This is a genomic window from uncultured Mobiluncus sp. (genome assembly GCF_963511525.1).
In the GTDB taxonomy this organism is placed as follows: domain Bacteria; phylum Actinomycetota; class Actinomycetes; order Actinomycetales; family Actinomycetaceae; genus Mobiluncus.
The window spans coordinates 366,871-387,186 of the sequence record NZ_CAUPIY010000001.1 but is presented as its reverse complement, the minus strand read 5'-3'; the positions used below and the strand labels follow the sequence as shown (position 1 = coordinate 387,186).

The 20,316-nt window shown below is 58.6% G+C and carries 13 protein-coding genes; 8 read left to right on the top strand and 5 right to left on the bottom strand.

Features of this window, described 5'->3' with window-relative positions:
* Nucleotides 1–15: 15 nt before the first annotated feature.
* The 5 genes from RQ935_RS01695 to RQ935_RS01675 form a co-directional block, all read right to left on the bottom strand.
* Entirely contained in the window at nucleotides 16–1,287 is a 1,272-nt protein-coding gene (locus tag RQ935_RS01695; protein WP_311496932.1) for a histidine kinase, read from the bottom strand.
* 49 nt (nucleotides 1,288–1,336) lie between these two features.
* Entirely contained in the window at nucleotides 1,337–3,283 is a 1,947-nt protein-coding gene (gene cydC, locus RQ935_RS01690) for a thiol reductant ABC exporter subunit CydC (RefSeq protein WP_311496931.1), read from the bottom strand.
* Nucleotides 3,280–5,064, bottom strand: a complete 1,785-nt coding sequence (gene cydD / locus RQ935_RS01685; protein WP_311496973.1) for a thiol reductant ABC exporter subunit CydD — start codon at nucleotides 5,062–5,064, stop codon at nucleotides 3,280–3,282. Before cydD ends, cydC begins: the two co-directional genes overlap by 4 nt.
* A gap of 136 nt (nucleotides 5,065–5,200) precedes the next feature.
* Nucleotides 5,201–6,355: a cytochrome d ubiquinol oxidase subunit II gene (cydB, locus tag RQ935_RS01680; RefSeq protein ID WP_311496930.1), complete on the bottom strand. Its 1,155-nt coding sequence runs from the start codon at nucleotides 6,353–6,355 to the stop codon at nucleotides 5,201–5,203.
* A gap of 15 nt (nucleotides 6,356–6,370) precedes the next feature.
* Nucleotides 6,371–7,978 (bottom strand): cytochrome ubiquinol oxidase subunit I, encoded by a 1,608-nt coding sequence (locus RQ935_RS01675; protein ID WP_311496972.1) that lies wholly within the window; start codon nucleotides 7,976–7,978, stop codon nucleotides 6,371–6,373.
* A gap of 981 nt (nucleotides 7,979–8,959) precedes the next feature.
* Here RQ935_RS01675 and RQ935_RS01670 point away from each other — a divergent pair.
* The 8 genes from RQ935_RS01670 to RQ935_RS01635 all read left to right on the top strand — a co-directional run bounded on the left by RQ935_RS01670 (nucleotide 8,960) and on the right by RQ935_RS01635 (nucleotide 20,309).
* Nucleotides 8,960–10,741 carry an Rne/Rng family ribonuclease gene (locus RQ935_RS01670; RefSeq protein ID WP_311496971.1) on the top strand — a complete coding sequence of 594 codons (1,782 nt, stop codon included), beginning with the start codon at nucleotides 8,960–8,962 and terminating at the stop codon, nucleotides 10,739–10,741.
* A gap of 68 nt (nucleotides 10,742–10,809) precedes the next feature.
* A complete protein-coding gene (locus tag RQ935_RS01665) occupies nucleotides 10,810–12,612 on the top strand; it encodes an ABC-F family ATP-binding cassette domain-containing protein (protein ID WP_311496929.1) in 1,803 nt (600 codons plus the stop codon).
* A 55-nt stretch (nucleotides 12,613–12,667) separates the two neighbouring features.
* Entirely contained in the window at nucleotides 12,668–13,603 is a 936-nt protein-coding gene (rapZ, locus tag RQ935_RS01660) for an RNase adapter RapZ (protein WP_311496928.1), read from the top strand.
* A gap of 18 nt (nucleotides 13,604–13,621) precedes the next feature.
* Nucleotides 13,622–14,647 carry a uridine diphosphate-N-acetylglucosamine-binding protein YvcK gene (gene yvcK, locus RQ935_RS01655; RefSeq protein WP_299294270.1) on the top strand — a complete coding sequence of 342 codons (1,026 nt, stop codon included), beginning with the start codon at nucleotides 13,622–13,624 and terminating at the stop codon, nucleotides 14,645–14,647.
* Nucleotides 14,648–14,720: 73 nt separating this feature from the next.
* Entirely contained in the window at nucleotides 14,721–15,701 is a 981-nt protein-coding gene (gene whiA, locus RQ935_RS01650; RefSeq protein ID WP_311496927.1) for a DNA-binding protein WhiA, read from the top strand.
* A gap of 73 nt (nucleotides 15,702–15,774) precedes the next feature.
* Nucleotides 15,775–17,856: an excinuclease ABC subunit UvrC gene (uvrC, locus tag RQ935_RS01645; RefSeq protein WP_311496926.1), complete on the top strand. Its 2,082-nt coding sequence runs from the start codon at nucleotides 15,775–15,777 to the stop codon at nucleotides 17,854–17,856.
* Nucleotides 17,857–17,859: 3 nt separating this feature from the next.
* Nucleotides 17,860–19,131 (top strand): methyl-accepting chemotaxis protein, encoded by a 1,272-nt coding sequence (locus RQ935_RS01640; RefSeq protein WP_311496925.1) that lies wholly within the window; start codon nucleotides 17,860–17,862, stop codon nucleotides 19,129–19,131.
* On the top strand, nucleotides 19,128–20,309 hold the full coding sequence (locus tag RQ935_RS01635) for a methyl-accepting chemotaxis protein (protein ID WP_311496924.1): 1,182 nt from the start codon (nucleotides 19,128–19,130) through the stop codon (nucleotides 20,307–20,309). Before RQ935_RS01640 ends, RQ935_RS01635 begins: the two co-directional genes overlap by 4 nt.
* Nucleotides 20,310–20,316: the final 7 nt, after the last annotated feature.

The following is a 20,316-nucleotide window of genomic DNA, read 5'->3' as shown; positions in this document are numbered from 1 at the left end:
AGCAAAATCCCGAAATTAACTAAGCGGAATACACCACGTCAAAAGGGTTCCGCTGGCGCCGTCGGGGCGTTTACCGATGCGCATCATCCCCAGGTGAATCGTGGCGCGCGCGGTCATATTGGCTAAGCCCGAATGGTGGTCAATTTTGGAATTAAGTCCGCACCCGTCATCTTGAATCTCCACTCGTAGCAGTCCGTTGGGCTGGGTTGGCGTGGGTACGCTCGCGTCGGTGAGGGCGCATCGGGGTGGAATCAACTCAGGATTGAACCAAATATCGACTTCCAGACGAACCTCGGTGGCGTGGGCGTGGCGAGCCACGTTCGTCAGGCCCTCGCGCACGACTGCCAACACATCCGAGATGAGGGTTTCCGGTAGCCTCCGGCGCAGCAGTTCCTCCATTCGTTCCATATTGTCCAGGGTGCAAACTTCATCGTCTACGCGCACAATGAGCGAGGGCGCGAATCCGAGGGAACGCCGAGATAGTGAGGCCTCCATCCGCAATCCGCCCAACAGCTCCGGTTCCGCGCTGTCTTGATCTTTTAGTTCGCTGACGATCCGGCGGATTTCCCCCACAGAGTCGCCCACTGAACGCAACGCCTCATCCAGGGTGGTGCGAATCGTCTGAGCTGTGAGTTCCTGATCGCTGAGGTCTTCTTTTAAGGCTTCGAGGTGCAGGGAGGTCGCGAACAGCTGCTGTATAGCCAGGTCATGCAGGTCACGAGCAATGCGCTGGCGTTCTTCCAGCAGCTCCGCGCGGTCCTCGGACTGTCGCACGCCGGACAGGCGCAGCGCCAAAGTAGCTTGTGCCGCAAAATTCTCGGCGGCTCGCAAATCCGGCACGGTAAATTCGGGGCTGCCAGGGTTGCGAAACAGGATAATGACCCCGCTGGCGGCTCCGCGCTCGCTCATCGGGGCATAGAGAGCCGGACCAAAAATGGACAGTTCGGGAATCCGCAGTAAGTTGGCGCGTTCCATAGACTCCACGATGATGCCGACATTGTTGCGAATGACCGCCTGGGCGCGCCCCTCGGGAGGAAATTCCATCCCAATCATCTGTGTGGCAGCTTCGCCGTCAGCAATTTCACAAATGTATTTTCCGCCCAAGCTGGGTAGCACAATCAGGGTCGTATTGGCTTCCGCCACCCGGCGCACAGAAGAGGCGATAAGGGACAGCGCTTCCTCTTCATCGGTGTCATCCAGCAGCGCCGTGGTAATGCTTTGGCTCATGCGGTTCCACCGCTGCAAAGTTTCGAGCTCCAAGTTCAGCGCATAGATTTTTTCACGCAAAACTGCGTGGCTTTCCCCCAAATATTTATTAACCTTGAGGCTTCTTAGCTCAGACGTAGCTCTTCTCCTGTTCTAGGTTCCAACGGTAGGTGGGGTTGGTTTCGACCAAACTGGCGTGCGTTCCGCGAGCGGTGATACGGGTCACGTCGTCCTCGTCTTCGCTATCCAGCTTACCAAGAACGATGACTTCATCGGCTTTGTCCAAGGCACTGAGCCGGTGGGTGACCAACAGCACGCCGCGTTCCCCGCTCTTGCCGGTCGCCAATAGATCCGACACCAGCTGGTCGGCTAGAGCCCCGTCCAGGTGCTCTCCGGGTTCGTCCAGGGCGAGGAGCTGCGCCGGGGTCGCCAAAGCCCGCGCCAACAGGATGCGTCGACGTTCTCCACCGCTCAGTGCGGCTCCGTCCATGCCGAGCACAGTTTCCAGGCCGTCCGGGGCGGCCTTAAGCCACGGTCCCATTCCTGCCTCTTGCAGCAGCTTTTCTGCCTCCACGGTTCCCACATTGGCTCGCGCTACCCGAATGTTCTCTAGGGCGGTGGTGGCAAAAATATGGGCGTCCTCCGCGGTCATCACGATTTTTTCGCTCACGGTGGGGCGCGGAAGGGTGGTGATGTCGATTCCTCCCAGCGTCAGGCTGCCACCCCGCGGTGGAATCAAACCTGCCAAGGTATAAAGCAGCGTGGATTTGCCGATTCCGGAACGACCCACAATCGCTAAAGCCTTGCCGGGGCGCAGTTCCAGGTCAATTCCGCTGGCAATAATCGGCCCGCCGGGCCACCCAATCTCCAGGTCTTTGGCCACCAGGTGAGCCTCAACTTCGGTGACGGGCGAGAGCTCCGTGCGGTGCCCCTCTGCGTTGACTGCCACCTCCGGGACGGCATCGCTGTTCGGGGTGGCGTCCGCTGCGTAAATCTGCTTCAGGGCGGCCTCGACATAATCAGCTCCCCCCATCAAATCCACCAGACGGGTCGCGGCGGCTCCGGAGGACACCAGCTGTACCGCGGCGGCAGCCAGTTGGGAGGTCCCTTCAAAAGCTGCTAGGGGAGCCAGCACCAGAATCGCCAGGTTCACGTCCCACAGCTGGCCGCTGACGACCAGGGGAGTGCCAATCAGGAAACCGCACAGGACGGCCGCCCCCATCGAAATATTGTCAATAAAAGCGGCGATGGCAGAAGGGCGGGCGGCCTTGTCTTTCAGGCGTTGAATGACTTGTTCGACTTGGTTGAGGTGGTCTTGCGCGGCCTGCAGACGCCCGGAAACCGCCAGTTCGCTGGCGTTCATCATGAGGTTTTGGGCGCTGGCAGTCAGCTCAATCTGAGCCTGCTGGGAAGCCAACTCGGCGATACGGGCCGACCGAATCGTCAGCAAAGGCCCTACCACTCCGGCCATCAGCAGGCAGATCAGCAGCGTGAGCGCCGCTAGGGGAGCCAGGAACCAGAACAAAATAACGGTGGCGATGGCGGTGATAGCCGTAACCATTCCGGGAAGGACAGACTTCACCACGAAGTCTCCGACCGAATCGACGTCGCCGCCCGTGCGGGCCAGGATTTCCCCGCGCCGCAAGGCCGCGATGTTCTTGGCCGGACGACCTGCCAGAATCCGGTAAACCGTGTGCCGCAAATCGGCTACTCCCAACAGGGCGACTTTGTGAGACGCTAGGCGTTCCAGATAGCGGAACAGCGCCCGGCCAATCCCAAAGAAACGCACGGCTACGGCCGCGACCGCCAAGTCCATCCACAGAGCGTCAATCTGGGCGGCACGGGCAATGAGCCAAGCCGCCACCACCGACAGCCCGATGGCGCAGGCCAACGTCGAGACGCCCAGGAGGATAGCCAGAGCCATATTGGCGCGATTCAGACGCATCATCCGATAGGTCAGGCGCAGGTTGCGCAGCTCTTCGCGCGATATAAACGCCGTGCTTTGCATGGGGGGACTATAGGACTCAGCAGAGGATTCCATGACTTCAGCGGGGAAAGTTGACTTGTTGCTGCTCATGCGCGCACCTCGTTATCGGCAAAATCTAGATTCAAAATTAGCGGGGGCAAATCCTCACGCCCATCTGGTTTGCGTTTGCGTTCCCGCGGTTTCGGTTTCGCGTCGGCTGCCGCCTGGGCTTCCTGTTCTGCTTCGGCTGCGGTGAAAGTTCTGGTTTCGACCGGAATAGACACGTCGGCAACATTCAGCACAGCTTGGCGGTGGGCAATGACGACCACCGTTTTCCCTTGGGCTTTCAGGGCTTTAATCCCGGCAATGACCTGGGTTTCCAGGTTCGCATCCAGGTGCGCGGTCGGCTCGTCCAACACGATGAGCTGCGCTTTTTGGGTTAGGGTGCGGGTCAGTGCCAAGCGTTGCCGCTGACCGACTGACAAACCCAAGCCGCCAGCGCCAAGCTGGGTCAGCCAGCCTTTTGATAATCCCTGCACCACCGTATCGAAGTGGGTGATACGGCTGGCTTCCATCAGGGCGGGGCTGGGGGTGTCCCCGGTCTCGCCCAGGTTTTCCAGGACTGTACCGGGCAGAATAGCCGGGTTTTGGGGAACCCAGGCACATTGTTCCCACCACGATGCCGGGTCGATGTCGTACAGGGGTACGTCTCCCGCGGGTCCGCTCACCGTCAGCTCGCCCTGATCCACAGTTTGCAGCCCCAGAAGGCTCATAGCGGTGGTCGTTTTCCCGGAACCGCTGGCGCCGGTCAGGGCGTAAATTTTTCCCGGTTCGAGGCTGGCCGTGAGGCTGGCGGGAGCCCACATACCACGAGCTTTCACGCCTAGGTCATGCAGCTGGATGGTGGCTTTGGTCAGGTCAGGAGCCGCGAGGTGCCCGGTTTTCGGCAGCGGTTCCTCAAGGATGGCAAAGGCTGCTTCCGCGGCGGTGACCCCGTCGGAGGAAGCGTGGAATTGTTTGCCGACTTCGCGCAGCGGGCTAAAGACCTCTGGAGTCAGCATAATGACCAACAGTCCGGTGAACAGGTCGAGTTGGTTATTCAGCAGGCGAATCCCGACTTCTACCGCAACCAGCGCCACGCACAGGGTGGTCAGGAATTCCAGGGCGCCGCCGCTCATGAACGCGACGCGCAACGTTTGCATGGTGGAACGGGAGTATTCGTAGCCGACTCGTTTCACCTGCTTGGCGGGGTCTTGCTCGCGTCCCAAGGATTTCAGGGTTGCTAGGCCGGCCAGGAGGTCCACCAGTTGACCGCCCATGCGTTTCATGGAAGCTAGGCGTTTGTCGGAGTATTCCTGGGTCAAAATCCCGATGAGAATCATGAACAGGGGGATGAGTGGAATGGTGGCTAGCACGAAGATGGCGCTGATCCAGTCCAGATAAACAATCACCAACAGGGTCAGGGGAGTGACTGTCACCGAGAGCAAAAGTTGGGGCAGGAAAAAAACGAAGTAAGCGTCGAGGTCTTTCAAGGCGCGCACGACCGTGGTCACGGTGTCTTGACCGTGCTGAGTTTGCCAGCGAGGGCCGAGTTTGGTGGCGTGGGCCAAAACTTTTTCTCGGATTTCTTTGATGGCGCCCGTTGCTGCCCGGTGTGCAAACCACTGCCTAATCAGCAGGGACAAGCCCCTCCCCAACAGGACCAAAACCAACACGCCGAGGGTGGGAAGGATGAAAGACAAGGGCTGGTGTTCCATGATGACCGGGGTCGCGGCCTTCGAGATGAGCCAGTCTTGAGCGATGATGAAAACTGCCGAGAAAAAACCAAAAACAGTGATGAAGATAATGTATCCGCGTGCAGTTTTAGCGTATTTCAGCAGTCGGGGGTCCATGGGTTTCACCCCCTCAGCTTTCCACATTTCAGGGAAAATCTCCACAACGCGGGAGGGGCGAAACCCCGGTTAAACTGGTGCGGGCGGGCCACCGTAGTGACCCGCCCGTAACGGTTTCAGACCGTCGTCGCTTTATTTAGCCAACCAGGAAGTTCGCGCCTTCGCGAATCTTATCGGGCTCCAAGCCGCCTGCAGGAGCCACGCTGATACGAGCGCGGAACATGTAGACAGACCAGATGGTGTAACCCAATACGATCGGGACCAGGATGATGGCCGCTACGGTCATCACAACCTGGGTTCCGGCGGAAGCCGCAGACTGAGCAATAGTCAGCGAATAAGCCGGATCAATCGAGGACTTCATCACGTTGGGGAAGAGCATGGCGAACACCCAAGCCACAGCCATAGCAATGGCGATGGAATTGAAAGTGAAAGCCTTTGCCGAAGCACCCTTGAACGCGAAGAGCAGGCTGATAATAAGGCAGAGTGCCGCGATAACCAGGAAGATCAGCGCGAAGAGGAAACCAGCGCCCTTGAAGGCGAAGGTGCCCCACACCGCAAAGACTGCGGTCAGGACGGTCGAGATAAGACCCAACTTCGGGGCAATCGCGACCGCGCGTTCCTGAACAGCTCCGTCGGTCTTGAGAGCCAAGAAGTTGGCCCCTTGAACCAAGGATAGGGAGGCAATCACCAAACCGCCGAGAATCGCGAAGCCGGAACCGCCAATCAGCAAGCTCACCAGCTGGCTGAAGGGGAATTCGCCCAGACCGATGAAAGAGTGAACCTGAGACATGCCAGCATTGGCAATGTCAACGTTCTCAGGGCCAACTTCGGTGAACGGAGTCTTGGGATCGGCCACGATAATCTTCATGCCGGCCACCAGGTTGCCGAAGGCTACACCCAGCAGAATCGGAACCAGCCAAGCCGTGATGGTTTGGATGGTGTCCCAGGTGCCGCGCCACTTCAGCGTGTCCACCTTGTTGCGCCATTCGATAGCCGCGATACGGCCAATCAAGCACAGCAGGACCAGGAACAAAGCGATGTACATACCGGAGAACATCACGGCGTACCACTCGGGAGAAGAAGCGAAGGTCGCGCCACCAGCGGTGAGCAGCCACACTTCGTTGCCGTCCCAGTGCGGGCCGATGGCGCGAACCATCTGACCGCGCTCGTCATCGGTCTTACCGATGATACGCAGCAACATACCGGTGCCCAAGCCGTAGCCTTCCAGGACGAGATAGCCAGCCCACAGGACCGCTACGAGGATAAACCAAAGGATTTGCAGAAAAGTCATTGTCTGATTTCCTCCTTAGTAAGCGAACGACAACTCTTGAGAGGCAGCGTTCGGGCCACCATCGGAGGCCGGGGTGTTGATGCCCTCTTTGGAGTAACGGACCATGAGCTTGAACCAGATGATACCGAGCACCAAGTAAACCAAGGTGAACAGAATCAACGAAATCAAGAACTCAAGCGGATTGACTACGCCAGACAAGCCGTCGCCAGTCAGCATGAACACGCCGGCGGCGTCTGTCTTAACCGCAAGGTCAGAACCGAAGGCATCCTGGTTCGGGTACACGATGAACGGCTGACGACCGAACTCGGTCATGATCCAGCCGAAGGACGCCGACAGGAATGGCATCGGCAGCGTAATCAGGGCGAGACGCTTCAGACCCTTAGAGGTCGAAACCTTGCCGCCGCGAGTCTGGTACAGACCGACCAGTGCCAAGGCTGCACAGAACAGACCCAGGCCCATCATCAAGCGGAAGGACCAGAACACCAGCAGGACGGACGGTGAATAAGGAGCCCAGCTGTAAACGCCGGTTTCGCCCTTAATCCCAGAAGTGCCAGCGGTGTCGATGTTCGGAGCCTTGTCGCCGTACTTGTCCGCGGCGTTCTCTAGCATGGTCTGGGTGCGCTCGGAGGAGTCAGCCATACCGGCGATGGAACGGGAGAACGAATTGTGCGCGACAAAACCGAGCAGACCCGGAATCTTGCCGACACCGACTTCGGTTAACGGCCAAGAGCCGTCGTCGTTCTTTTGGATGTCCTGCGGGCAGTCCGAGAAAGCCACCAGAGCCAGGGCGCCGGATTCACCAGCGCACAGACCCTCAGCGGCAGCCATCTTGGCCGGCTGGTAGTAAACCAGATGCTGGCCCTGCAAGTGGCCCGAAGCAATGGTCAAAACGCCAGCAACCAGCATAATGGTCATGCCCCAGCGGGCAATCGGACGCCAGACTTCGCGGGCTTCGGTGTCACCAATACCGCCAGCGTTGGCGGCGCGAACCATCCACCACAGAGAAATGCCGGCCACGATGGTGGAGGCCAGCAAAATAGAAGAAGTTACCACGTGGAACACCGCGAGCCACATGGTGGAGTTGGTAACAACTTGGAAGAACGCGGCGGCGCCGTTCAAGGTAGCGCGACCGGTAGCCGGGTCAAAGACCGCACCAACCGGGCGCTGCATCCAGGAGTTAGCGCCGATAATCCACAACATAGAAGTGTTGACGCCGACCATTACCAGCCAAGACACGACAACGTGAGCTTTCTTGGAGATCTTGCCCCAACCGAAGATCCACACCCCAAGGAACGTGGACTCCATAAAGAATGAGAGCAGAGCCTCAAAAGCCAGAGGAGCGCCGAAGATATCACCGACGAAGCGGGAGTACTCGGACCAGCCCATGCCGAATTGGAATTCCTGCACGATACCGGTTGCAACGCCCAAGGCAAAGTTAACAATAAACAGCCTTCCAAAGAACCGTGTCGCCTTTAGCCAGTATTCCTTGCCGGTGCGGTACCACAATGTTTCCATCAGTGCTACCAGCAAGGACATGCCAATGGTGAACGGAACCAGGATAAAGTGGTAGACGGTTGTGATACCGAACTGCCACCGCGCCAAATCGAGGCCTTCAAGCCCCATTGAGACGACGGTCACCTTTTCCGCCTTTCCGTAGATTTATAGAAATTGCATTTAGGAACAGATTTACTTCGTGGTCACATAGCGTAATCGCCAAGCGAACCTGAGCCACTTCCTAAATCTACCCTAAAATTTTACCAACTTGTACATTTCGCACCCCATCGGAGGTTTTTCTGGGCAAAAAATCCGACTGTGCGATAGGATGTTCCACAGAGATAGGAGTGTCTTGAGCAGCCCAAGTCGGCAACTCGGAACCTTTTGTGAGCCCAGTCTCACGGTTTCATTAGCCCGGTCTATCCCTTATCTCTCATAGACTTTCCACCGTTTGGTGATGACTGACAACTAAATAGATCGGTTGGTTGCTGGCCGGTCTCTTGCAGGAGCTTTAAAGTGAATAAGACAACAGAATCCGAAAAAACTGCGGTTGCAAAGAAAACATCGCGTAATTCCGGTACGGCACGAACTCGTACCCGGTCCTCCGCCGCTAAAGATACGAAAGACGAGACTTTTCAAAAAGTAAATGCTTCCTCAAAGAAGGTAAAGGACCCCAGTCCGACTTTCTCGGCTTCAGAAGCGTCGTCTGCCGCCAGCGCCCCCAGCGCGGGGGTGTCTCTGCCGGCTGCTAGCCTGCTGTTCCAGGCTCCGGACCTGTCCACCTTTACTTCGGCGCCGCCAGCGGAAGAAAAACCGGCTCGCAATACTCGTTCTAATCAGAGTGCCACCGCTGAGCCGGAAAATCGCAGCCGGAGAAAATCCTCGACCACTAAGGGCGAGTCGACGTCGAGCTCTCGGTCCGGTTCGAAAACCTCTAGCCGTAAGAAAACCCCGGCGCACAATAATGCGTCTGAGAGCGGGAATACCCCCGCCGCTGAGAAAGACACGACCCCGGAGGATGAAAACAGCACAACCCGCCGGCGGCGGCGCCGGACTCGTTCCGATGGTGGAGAAGGTGAGGAAGTCAAGACTCTTGACGGTTCCACTCGGTTGGAGGCGAAACGGATTCGCCGCAAGGCGGGACGTAAGGAAAGCCGCAAACGGACTCCGATCACAGAAGCGGAGTTCCTGGCGCGTCGAGAAAACGTGAAACGAGAGATGGTCGTGCGCGAACGCGACGGTTTGAACCAGATTGCCGTTCTCGAGGACGGGTTGCTGGTTGAACATTACGTTTCCCGACACACACAAGAAACTGCCGTGGGTAACGTTTACCTAGGTAAGGTGCAAAATGTCCTGTCCTCGATGGAGGCGGCTTTCGTCGATATCGGTAAGGGACGCAACGCCGTGCTCTATGCCGGGGAAGTGAACTGGGACGCTGCCGGTTTGAATGCTAAAACCGGGCGTATCGAGGATGCGCTCAACCCCGGTGACCTGGTTTTGGTGCAGGTCACAAAGGATCCGATTGGTCATAAGGGTGCCCGTTTGACGTCTCAGATTACTCTGGCCGGTCGTCACTTGGTGTTGGTGCCCAGCGGCGCGATGACCGGAATCTCGCGCAAGTTGCCCGAGGAGGAACGCAAACGTCTCAAGGCCCTGCTGAAAACGATGGTTCCGGCCGGTTACGGAGTTATTGTTCGGACTGCCGCGGAGGGAGCCACGGAAGCGCAGCTGCGCGCCGATGTGGAACGTCTCACCCGAATCTGGCAAGAAATCGAGACGAAACAGCGCAAGACCCGCAACGGACCGGTGCTGCTGCACGGGGAACCGGAACTGGCAGTGCGAGTTGTACGCGACATTTTTAATGAGGACTTCCGTTCCCTGACTATTCAGGGCGATACCGCGTGGAAGACCATTTCTAAATATGTGCGCGATCTGTCTCCGGAGTTAAAAGACCGCTTGAAGCATTGGGAGGGCGAGGACGACATTTTTGCCGCCCACCGCATTGACGAACAGCTCGCGAAAGGCTTTGAACGCAAGGTGTGGCTACCCAGCGGCGGTTACCTGATTATTGACCGAACCGAAGCGATGACGGTTATTGACGTTAATACCGGGCGGTACATCGGCGCGGGGGGAACTCTGGAAGAAACCGTCACTAAGAACAACTTGGAAGCAGCCGAAGAAATCGTGCGCCAGCTGCGGCTGCGCGACATCGGCGGCATTGTGGTGATCGACTTTGTCGACATGGTGATTGAATCGAACCGTGACCTGGTGTTGCGCCGCCTGGTGGAATGTCTGGGACGCGACCGGACTCGTCACCAGGTCACCGAAGTGACTTCCCTAGGCCTGATTCAGATGACCCGCAAACGGGTCGGTCAGGGGCTGGTAGAGGCATTTTCGACCCAGTGTGAATGCTGTGATGGACGCGGCTTCATCGTTCACGATGTGCCTGTCGAGAACAACGGTCAGGCCCCGGAAGACGTGGTGTCCCGTCCGACCGCGCCTCGGCGTGCATCCACGTCTTCGGCCAGTTCGAAGCGTGGTCGATCCCGTGCGAAATCCGTGAAGGAAACGAACCCGGAAGTGCGTCAAACTATGGCGGCTATCGCTACCGCCGCTCACTCCTCCGAGGAACACGAGCCGCCCGCCCCCGAGCAATCGCGTTCGTCCAAAACTCGGGAACCGAAGCTATTGACGACACCGCAGGAAAAGCCCTCCTTGGAAAAGGCCAGTGAGAAACCTGCTCTGGATGGGGCGCAAACACGCCTGGAAATCACAGGTTCAGACGCTCCTACGGAGGGTACCGCACCGCGACGCCGCCACCGCCGGGCGGCCTCTACCGGGGTTATCAATACGGATTCGGCGGATGCCGATATTGTGGTTTCACAAGGGTAGTTCCCGGATTTTTCCGCAGTTCGCCCGGTCCACCGGGGGTCTGCCGACAGTTTTTGGAGTGAGGCGTCTTGGGTAACCTTCTGGGCGGGCAAAACCTGCACGTGGAGTATCCGGACAAGCTCCTGCTGGACGACGTCACGGTCGGGGTAAGCGCCGGGGACCGTATCGGGATTGTCGGGCGCAACGGAGACGGCAAATCAACGCTGCTGCGGGTGCTGTTCGGAACCCAGCAGCCGCATTCCGGGCTCGTCACCCGGCGCAACGGGCTGCGGGTGGCTTTGCTGGGACAGGAAGACGCTCTGAGCGGCTGTGACACGGTGGAAACAGTGCTGTTGGCAGGCTCCAAACACCACGAAGTCCTCAGCGACCCGCGGATTCGCGAAGTGCTGGAGGGGCTGTTGCCCGCAATCGCGTGGGAATCGCCGGTCGAGGCCCTGAGCGGGGGACAACGCCGACGCCTCGCCCTCGCGAAGCTCCTGATTGGCGATTGGGACGTCATCGGACTGGACGAGCCCACGAACCACCTGGATATGGAGGGGGTGGCGTGGCTGGCGCAGCACCTCAATCGCCGCTGGTCCGCACGGGAGGGTGCCCTGTTGGTGGTGACCCACGACCGATGGTTCCTCGATGCGGTGTCGCGTGATACTTGGGAAGTCCACGACGGCATGGTGGAACCTTTTGAAGGGGGGTATGCGGCCTATATTTTGGCTCGCGTGGAACGTGACCGGCAGGCCGCTCTCGCCGCCGAAAAACGCCAAAATCTGTTACGCAAAGAACTGGCTTGGCTGCGGCGCGGAGCCCCGGCGCGAACTTCCAAACCGAAGTTTCGCATCGACGCCGCCAACGCGCTCATTGAGGATGTTCCGCCGGTGCGCGACACGGTGCAGCTGGTGAAGCTGGCTACCGGAAGACTCGGGAAAATCGTTGTGGATCTGGTGGATGTGGATTTTTCCTATGGCGCACAAGGGGATTCCCCTCCGGTTTTACGTGATGTCACGTGGCGGGTGGCGCCAGGGGAGCGCGCCGGAATCTTGGGCGCCAACGGAGCCGGAAAGTCGACCCTGCTGGGTTTGCTGGCGGGGGACCTTACCCCGACTCGGGGGCGACGCCGCGAAGGCAAGACGGTGCAAATCGGCATCCTGGACCAGGAATTTCGGGCGCTGCGCGAGATTGCGGATTACCGTGTCTACCAGGTGTTGGGCAAGCTCAAAGGCTCTTTTGAGGTGGAAGGCAAGGAACTGAGCCCCGCTCAGATGCTGGAACGTTTGGGGTTCAACTCCTCCCAGCTGCAAGCCAAGGTAGGGGCGTTGAGCGGGGGACAGAAACGGCGTCTGCAGATTCTGCTGTTGCTGCTGGAAGAACCGAATGTGATGATTTTGGACGAGCCCACCAACGATATTGATACCGATACGTTAACTGCTTTGGAAGACGTATTGGACGCCTGGCCGGGAACGTTGCTGGTCGTCTCCCACGATCGCTACCTCATTGAACGGATTACCGATAACCAGTATGCCGTCATTGACCACGGTCTGCGCCACCTTCCCGGAGGCGTGGACGAATACTTGGAGTTGGCCGAACAGGCGCGGCAAGCCAGCCGACCCAAGTCGGACGAGTCGTCAGCCCCGCGGGGGAACCTTGAGAACGGGAAAACTAGTTCCAAAGCCGATTACGAAACCCAAAAACGTCTGCAATCCGTGGAACGTAAGCTTGACAAGGCCAGCGCACAGGCAGCCCAGATTGAATCGCAGCTGGCTGAGACGAACCCCGCCGACTACGAAAAACTGGCGGAATTGGCCAAAGAGCTGCAAACCGCCCGCGGCCGGGTCGAACAACTTGAGGCACAGTGGATGGACGAGGCGGAAGGGCTTTAGATTTGGGCTTACGCAAAGCCTGAACTTCCCTCCATCAACTCGATAAGCTGGAAACATGAGTGAAGACCCCACCCCAACTGTACCGTCGGGCATTCCTGAACTGGATGCCCAATCCGTGCGAGACGTCAGCGAACGCGCCCAGATGCTGATTATCACCGGCATGAGCGGGGCCGGACGCAGCCAAACCGCTCAGGTCTTGGAGGATTTGAACTGGTATGTGGTGGACAATCTGCCTCCCCGGATGCTCGGTCCTCTGGCGCGGATGATGACCCCCGGAGGCGAAGGCGTGCACCGCCTAGCAGTGGTGGTTGACGTGCGTTCGCGCAGTTTCTTTTCAGAATTCATGTCCACTCTGGATGCATTGCGGGAAGCCCAGGTCGACCTGCAAGTTTTATTCCTCGATTGTTCCGACGCGGTGTTGGTGCGCCGCTACGAGCAGGTGCGCCGCCCCCATCCCTTGCAGGGCGAAGGGCGGATTATGGACGGGATTGCCTCGGAACGGGAGCTGCTCGGGCCCATCCGCGACCGCGCCAACATCTATGTGGACACGACCCACATGAATGTCCACGACTTGGCTAGGCGAATCCGCGAACTCGTGTCCGGGGAGGCCATAAATGGATTGAATGTGACGGTGATGAGTTTCGGGTTCAAATACGGTCTGCCCATGGATGCCGATCACGTGGTCGATGTGAGATTTTTCCCCAATCCTTACTGGGTGACGGAGTTGCGACACCTGACCGGCCGGGATGAGGCAGTGGCGAAATACGTATTAAGCCAGCCCGGGGCCAGCGAGTTCGCCCAGAACTACGTTGACACTTTGGCGCCGGTACTGAACGGCTACCTGCACGAGTTAAAGCCATTTGTGACGATTGCCGTGGGGTGTACCGGGGGGCAGCATCGTTCGGTGGCGATGGCTGAACGCCTGTCCAACCTGCTGCGATCTAAAGGTTTCCAAGTACGCACCGTTCATCGTGATATCGGCAAGGAATAATTCGGGGGTGTTACAGATATGGATTCACAAGGACATTATTTTGAGCCTCCCCAAGATTCCGTGTGGCCGGGGCGCGCGACCGGCCCGAAAGTGGTGGCTTTTGGTGGAGGACACGGGCTGTACGCCACCCTTTCGGCTTTGCGCCACCTCACCACGGACCTCACGGCGGTCGTTACCGTGGCCGATGACGGAGGTTCCAGCGGACGTTTGCGTCAAGAGTTCGACCTGCTGCCGCCGGGGGACTTGCGCATGGCGCTGGCGGCCTTGTGTGATGAATCAGATTGGGGTCTGACCTGGCGTGATATTTTGCAGTTTCGGTTTAAATCGAACGGGGAAATGAACGGACACAACCTGGGTAACCTGTTGCTGGCCGGTTTGTGGCAGATCCTGGATGACCCGGTCGCGGGTCTGGAATGGATGACCCGGCTGCTGGATGCGCAAGGTCGGGTTTTGCCGATGTCCACTGTCCCCATGGCTATCGAAGCTGACCTGGAAGTTGACGGCCGGATTCAAACGATACGCGGTCAATCCAAGATTGCGAAAGCACCGGGGGTGGTGCGGGGAATCCGCTTGGATCCTCCCGACGCTCCGGTTACTCCCCAAGTCTTGCAGGCGGTCGCAAGCGCGGATTGGGTCGTGTTGGGTCCGGGCTCCTGGTACACCTCGGTGATGCCGCACCTGCTGATTGCGGATTTAAGGGAAGCACTGGTGCGCTCGCCGGCACGCAAGGCCCTGGTGTTGAACCTCAGCCGTCAACGCGGAGAGACGCAAGACCTGACTCTGCCCGATCATCTGCGGGTTTTACATCAGATAGTTCCTGAGCTGCGGCTGTCGGTGGTGATTGGCGACCCCGTTTCGGTGACGGATATTGACGACTTGCAAAATGCCGCTAACGACCTGGGTTGTCAGGTCATGTTGCGTCAAATTTCGGTCGGAGACGGCACCGCGCGTCACGATTTCTTGCGGTTAGCGGCCGCCTTCAGGGACGCCATGAGCGGAAACTGGGGAGATTTGTCCAGTATCGAAGAGCTCGACAATCATTAGCTAGAATAGTGATTGAACTCACTAACCGGCTCTCAACCGTGCCGGTTTTTCACAACCAGGAGGAAGTTACACTATGTCCCTGACAGCAGTCGCGAAAGACGAACTCGTGGGGGTTCGCGTCGAATCGCGAGCTGATTTTCGCGCTGAAATGTCTGCGTTGCTGCGGTTTGCGGGGGGAATCCACCTGGTGGCAGGCTCCATAGTGGTGGAGGCGGAACTGGATCACCCGGATTGCGCGAAACGGCTGCAGCACGCTTTGCGGAGCCTGTACCACACGGCCTCCTCCGTGGTGGTGGTCAGCGGAACCGGAATCCGTAAAGCGGATCGCTACGTGGTGCGGGTGGTGCCGGGGGCAGAAAAACTGGCGAAAGAAACTGGGCTGTTGGACAAACAGGGCCGTCCGGTGCGGGGGCTGGCCCCGGAAATCGTGTCCGGGCCCCTATCCGGCTGCGTGGCCGCGTGGCGCGGAGCCTTCCTGGCTCGCGGGTCGCTGACAGAACCAACGCGGTCTTCGGCGCTGGAAGTGACGGCACCCGGTCCCGAAGCGGCTCTCGCCTTGGTGGGCATGGCTCGGCGTATGGGGGCGAACGCCAAGTCACGAGAGGTGCGTCAACTATCTCGGGTAGCCGTGCGGGAAAATGACTCTATTAGGGCTTTGCTGACTCAGATGGGCGCATCAGCGGCTTTGCGTGAGTGGACAGATAAACGCGAAAGGCGCGAGAAACGCGGGGAAGTCAACCGGTTGGCGAATTTTGATGATGCCAATATGCGCCGGTCCACCCGGGCTGCCGTGTTGGCGGGGGCACGCGTGCGTCGGGCTTTTGAAATCCTGGGGGACGACATTCCCCCGCACCTCATTTCTGCGGGGCGGCTGCGTCTGGAATACAAGCAGGCTTCGCTGGAAGAACTCGGCCAGCTCAGCGAACCGCAGCTGACGAAAGACGCGGTGGCGGGCCGAATCCGCCGCCTGTTAGCCATGGCTGATAAACGGGCGGAGGAGCTGGGAATCCCCGACACCGAATCCGGGTTGAATCCCGAAATGCTGGAATCATGAATGCCGCCGGTCATGCCGCTTTGAGCCCGGTTCACAAGGGGGGTAACCCCGTTTGCGGTGACGTTAGGTTCCTATGAAAGCGCCAGATTTTCCCCAGGCCTCCGAGATTCCTACGCAACCGGGGGTGTACCGGTGGCGCGACGCCCGCGACCGGGTCATCTATGTGGGTAAAGCCAAAAATCTGCGCAATCGGCTGACGTCTTACTTCGTAGACCCCGCGCGTCTGCATCCGCGCACCGCGAAAATGGTCGCCAGCGCCGCGTCGGTGTCCTGGGTGGTGGTTGGCTCCGAGGTTGAGGCTTTGACCTTGGAATACACCTGGATTAAGGAACACGACCCCCAGTTCAACGTGATGTTTAAGGACGATAAGTCCTACCCGTACTTCGCGGTGACGATGAACCAGGAATATCCGCGCATGGGAGTGCTGCGTACCGCGCATCAACGCGGAGTGCGCTATTTCGGGCCCTACACGGCGGTGTGGGCGATTCGTCAAACCCTGGAGCTGCTGCAAAGCGTGTTTCCCGTGCGGACCTGCTCTGATGGAGTGTTTGCCCGAGCCCAAGCCGCTAACCGCGCGTGTTTGCTGGGTTATATCGGACGTTGTGCCGCGCCGTGTATCGGCCGCGTCAGCGCCGCGCAGCACCGTGAACTGGCGGAAAAAGTCTGCGACTTCATGAGCGGGCGCGACGCCGGGTTCTTGCGCGAAATCGAGACTGCCATGTGGGACGATGCCAAGTCTTATCGTTTCGAGGACGCGGCGCGGAAACGGGACCAGCTGGAGGCGCTGCGTAAGGTTTTGGAAAAAAATGCTGCGGTGCTCAGCGACGACACGGACGCGGATTTATTCGCCCTTGAGGCCGATGAACTCCAGGTTTCCGTCCAGGTATTTTATGTGCGGGCGGGGCGGATTCGCGGGCAGCGCGGCTGGGTGAGCGCGCGGGAAGAGGACCTGGACGAACCCTCCCTGATGGCGCGGGCTTTGGAGCAAATCTATGGAGAAGTGGCGGCAGACCTCGCTCGTGAGGGAGGCGGCGCGCGGCCGCGGCGAGTCGGCCCCAGTTCCGCCAACGATATGGCTCATTTTGATACTTCCGTCATTCCCAAGGAGATTTTGGTTTCCGTTTCCCCAACAGATGTGGACGTGTTGCAGCGCTGGTTGAGTGAGTTGCGGGGCTCCCAGGTGAGTATTCGGGTTCCGCAGCGCGGGGCGAAACGCGAAGCCCTGTCCCGGGTGCAGCTCAATGCGGTGGAGGGGCTGCGTCTGTACAAGACCCGGCGAGCTCGGGATTTGACGCAGCGGAACGTGGCCTTGAATGAGCTGGGACGCCTGCTCGACATCGATCCGCCGTTGCGCATTGAGTGTTACGACATTTCCCACACACAAGGCACATTTCAGATGGCTTCCATGGTGGTGTTCGAGGACGGCGCTCCCCGTAAAAATGCCTACCGGAAGTTTTCGATTCGAGGCGCTGACGGCACGGGCACCCCCGACGATACGACCGCCATGAACGAGGTGCTGCGTAGGCGCTTTGAACGCCTCATCCAAGAGGAAAACGGCTCGGGCGCGGCGCTGCCCGAGCCTACCGCAACAACTTCAGCGAGCGGCACGGCCCTTGTCGAAACGAAAAACCCTTCCACCCAGACGGCACAATCTGGCGCCATACCCCCCTTGGGAACAGAAAAAGAACCGCGGCGGTTTTCCTACCGTCCCGATTTGGTTGTGGTGGACGGGGCGCTGCCCCAAGTTCATGCCGCCCGGGCGGCGATGGATGAGGTCGGGGTGTGGGACATTCCGGTCATCGGGCTGGCCAAACGCTTGGAGGAAGTCTGGCGGGTAGATGATGACTTTCCGGTCATTTTTCCGCGTACCTCCGAAGCCCTGTATTTGCTGCAGTATTTGCGTGATGAATCACACCGTTTTGCCATCAGCGCGCATCGCAAGAAACGCGCCCAGGCTATGACTCGTTCAATTCTGGATGCGGCTCCAGGAGTCGGTCCCGCCCGTCAGAAGGCGTTGCTCAAACATTTCGGGTCGGTCAAGCGTTTGCGTGAGGCCAGCGCCTCCGAGATTGCCCAAGTCCCCGGTTTTGGCTTGAAAACAGCGGAAAACCTCGTGGCATTTCTGAACAATTCCGCGAATTCTGGTAAGAATTAACGCATGTCCGATAACCCGAACGAGCTGCGTCTGCGCGGAATCAGGTTTAACCTTTTAGCGAAAAACCTGGTCAGCGGGGTAGCCGTGTTACTGACTCCGGGCTTGATTTTTTTAGTTTCTCTGGTGGTTTTGCTTCGCCTGTTAGGGCGGGTCGCCAGCAGTTCTCAAGGTGCGCTCAGCGTTAACCTGCCCGTGGTGGTGGGAGCGCTGATCGTCGTGGGAGTGGCCGGAGCCGCGGGGGCGTGGGCGCTCATCAGATTCATTTCCCGTTCCATTACCGATGCTGCCAGCTCGGTGCGGAGCAGTGCCCAGGCGATAGCGGCAGGAGATTTTACGGTGGCAGCGCGGGGAGTGACTAATGACGAGCTGTCCGATTTGGCGCGGGTGATGAATGAAACTCGTTTAGCTCTCAGTCAGCTGATGAATGAAACTCGCAGCGTGTACCGTCAGGTTTCTGAGGAACAAACCGGATTGCACAGTGCGGTTGGCGTCTTGGGTGAGGCCGGTGGCAAGGTCGGCCAGGAAGTCGATACGGTCACGCCCCAAGCTCAGATGCTCACCCAGTCGGCAGCGGAACTGGCTGATGCCGCTGCCGAGATTTCCTCCTCCCGAAGTGACATTGCCCGCCACACTGAGGAAGCCCTAGCAATTGGGCACAGCGAAGTGCAGGACTTGGCGGAAATTTCACAAATTATTCAAGATTTTCAATCCCACAGTCAAGAAATTTCTGTTTCTGTGGATCAGATTGCCCAAATCGCGGAACGAACCAGCCTGTTAGCTTTGAATGCCACCATTGAATCGGCGAAAGCCGGGGAAATCGGGGCCGGTTTCGCGGTCGTGGCCGGACAGATTAAAGAACTTGCGGTGCAAACCAGCATCGCGGCGGCGGCGGTTACCCAGGCTTCTACAGAGATCCAGGAACGTTGCAATCGGGCGGTGGGGGTGACTGCCGACGTCACCGAAAAATTGAACCAAATCAACGATTCTCAGCAGGTTTCCGCCCAAGCCGTGGCTGACCAGGCCGCGGTCGTGGCCTCGATGGAGGCAGCCTGTGCGGGAGCACTTGCCCAGGCTCAGGCCTTGAGCGAGGAAATCGAGACTATCACCGAGGCCGCCACCCAGTCTCAGACCAGTTTGCAAAACATCGACTTCGGATCCGACAAAGTGGAGGAAATTATTTCTTCCACCCGCACCATGATTCACAACCTCCAGATGATTGAGGACGCGGGGGAACGCAATCCGGAAAGCCCAGAGGAATCGGTGGAACAGTCATGAAACAAAAGCTGATCTCCATCGCGGGGCAATTCCGGTTCACCGCGTTCTTGAGTTTTGGGTTTTCGGCGCTTTCTGTGGTGTTACTGCTGGTGGGGTTGAAGCGAATCCTCTCTCTGGGAGGTCAGCCCCAGGTCCAGCAGCGTGAAATTTTCACCCAAATCATCATCCAAGTCATTTTGATAGTGATTTTGGCCATCCTGGGGACGGTCATTGGTTTTACCATGCGGGCCCGAATCCGCCGCTCGGTGAAAGCTGTATCCCTGACCCTAGCGGACTGCGCGGCGGGCAATTTTACGAAACGTGCCGAAATCTATACCAAAGACGAAATTGCGGATTTGTCCCAGGCAGTCAACGAAGCGATGGCATCGCTGTCCTCCCTGGTGGTCAATCTGCGCAGCGGGGTAGACGGACTGCGGAACTTTGCCGCGCTTGCCGGCAGCCAGGCCAAAATCGTCAAAACGGGCAACGACCGGGTCTTAGAGAGCAGTAACCGATTGTCTGAAACCGGGACAGAACTGGGACAGACGGCGCAAACTCTGACGGACAACGGCACCGCGGTAGCGGGAGACATCGCCAATTTGTCCGAAATTGCCTCCAGCAACGAAATTCTGCGTTCCGAAGGTATCACGGCCGCACGCAATCTGAACGCCGCAGTCACCGAGCTGAAAACCTCGGTGGAAAACATTATGGCTTTGATGACGGATATTTCTGTTATCTCGGAACAAACCAATATGCTGGCACTGAACGCCACCATCGAGGCTGCCCGCAGCGCGGAAGCCGGGCGAGGTTTCGCCGTGGTCGCCAACCAGGCCAAAGATTTGGCTTCGCAAACTGCCCAAACCACCGGTGAGGTTCTCAGCCAGGTCGCCCAGCTCCAGACCCAAGCGATAGACGGGGTACAGCGCATCGAATCTCTGTTGACCCAGCTGGAGGCGTTGAGTGCCTCTCAACAGGCCGTCACCCAGGACGTGAACCGTCAAGAAGCCGCTTTGTCCAAAGCTAATACTGGCATCGACGAGGTGCGTTCGTTTTCTGACGAACTGTTCACTCATTCGCAATCCTTAGCGTCCCTCTCCCATAGTGCCCATACTGAATCTGAGCAGTTCCAAGAACACATGAGCGTGGTGCAAGACGCCGTCTCTACCTTGGACGAGCGGATGGCTCGGTTTACGGTTTAGCCCTCTG

Coding starts and splice junctions, on each gene's coding strand:
- RQ935_RS01675 (WP_311496972.1), bottom strand. CDS start 7,978: ATGGGGCTTGAAGGCCTCGATTTGGCGCGGTGGCAGTTCGGTATCACA.
- yvcK (WP_299294270.1), top strand. CDS start 13,622: ATGGATTCACAAGGACATTATTTTGAGCCTCCCCAAGATTCCGTGTGG.
- RQ935_RS01640 (WP_311496925.1), top strand. CDS start 17,860: ATGTCCGATAACCCGAACGAGCTGCGTCTGCGCGGAATCAGGTTTAAC.
- cydC (WP_311496931.1), bottom strand. CDS start 3,283: ATGAGCAGCAACAAGTCAACTTTCCCCGCTGAAGTCATGGAATCCTCT.
- rapZ (WP_311496928.1), top strand. CDS start 12,668: ATGAGTGAAGACCCCACCCCAACTGTACCGTCGGGCATTCCTGAACTG.
- cydB (WP_311496930.1), bottom strand. CDS start 6,355: ATGACTTTTCTGCAAATCCTTTGGTTTATCCTCGTAGCGGTCCTGTGG.
- RQ935_RS01635 (WP_311496924.1), top strand. CDS start 19,128: ATGAAACAAAAGCTGATCTCCATCGCGGGGCAATTCCGGTTCACCGCG.
- cydD (WP_311496973.1), bottom strand. CDS start 5,064: ATGGACCCCCGACTGCTGAAATACGCTAAAACTGCACGCGGATACATT.
- uvrC (WP_311496926.1), top strand. CDS start 15,775: ATGAAAGCGCCAGATTTTCCCCAGGCCTCCGAGATTCCTACGCAACCG.
- whiA (WP_311496927.1), top strand. CDS start 14,721: ATGTCCCTGACAGCAGTCGCGAAAGACGAACTCGTGGGGGTTCGCGTC.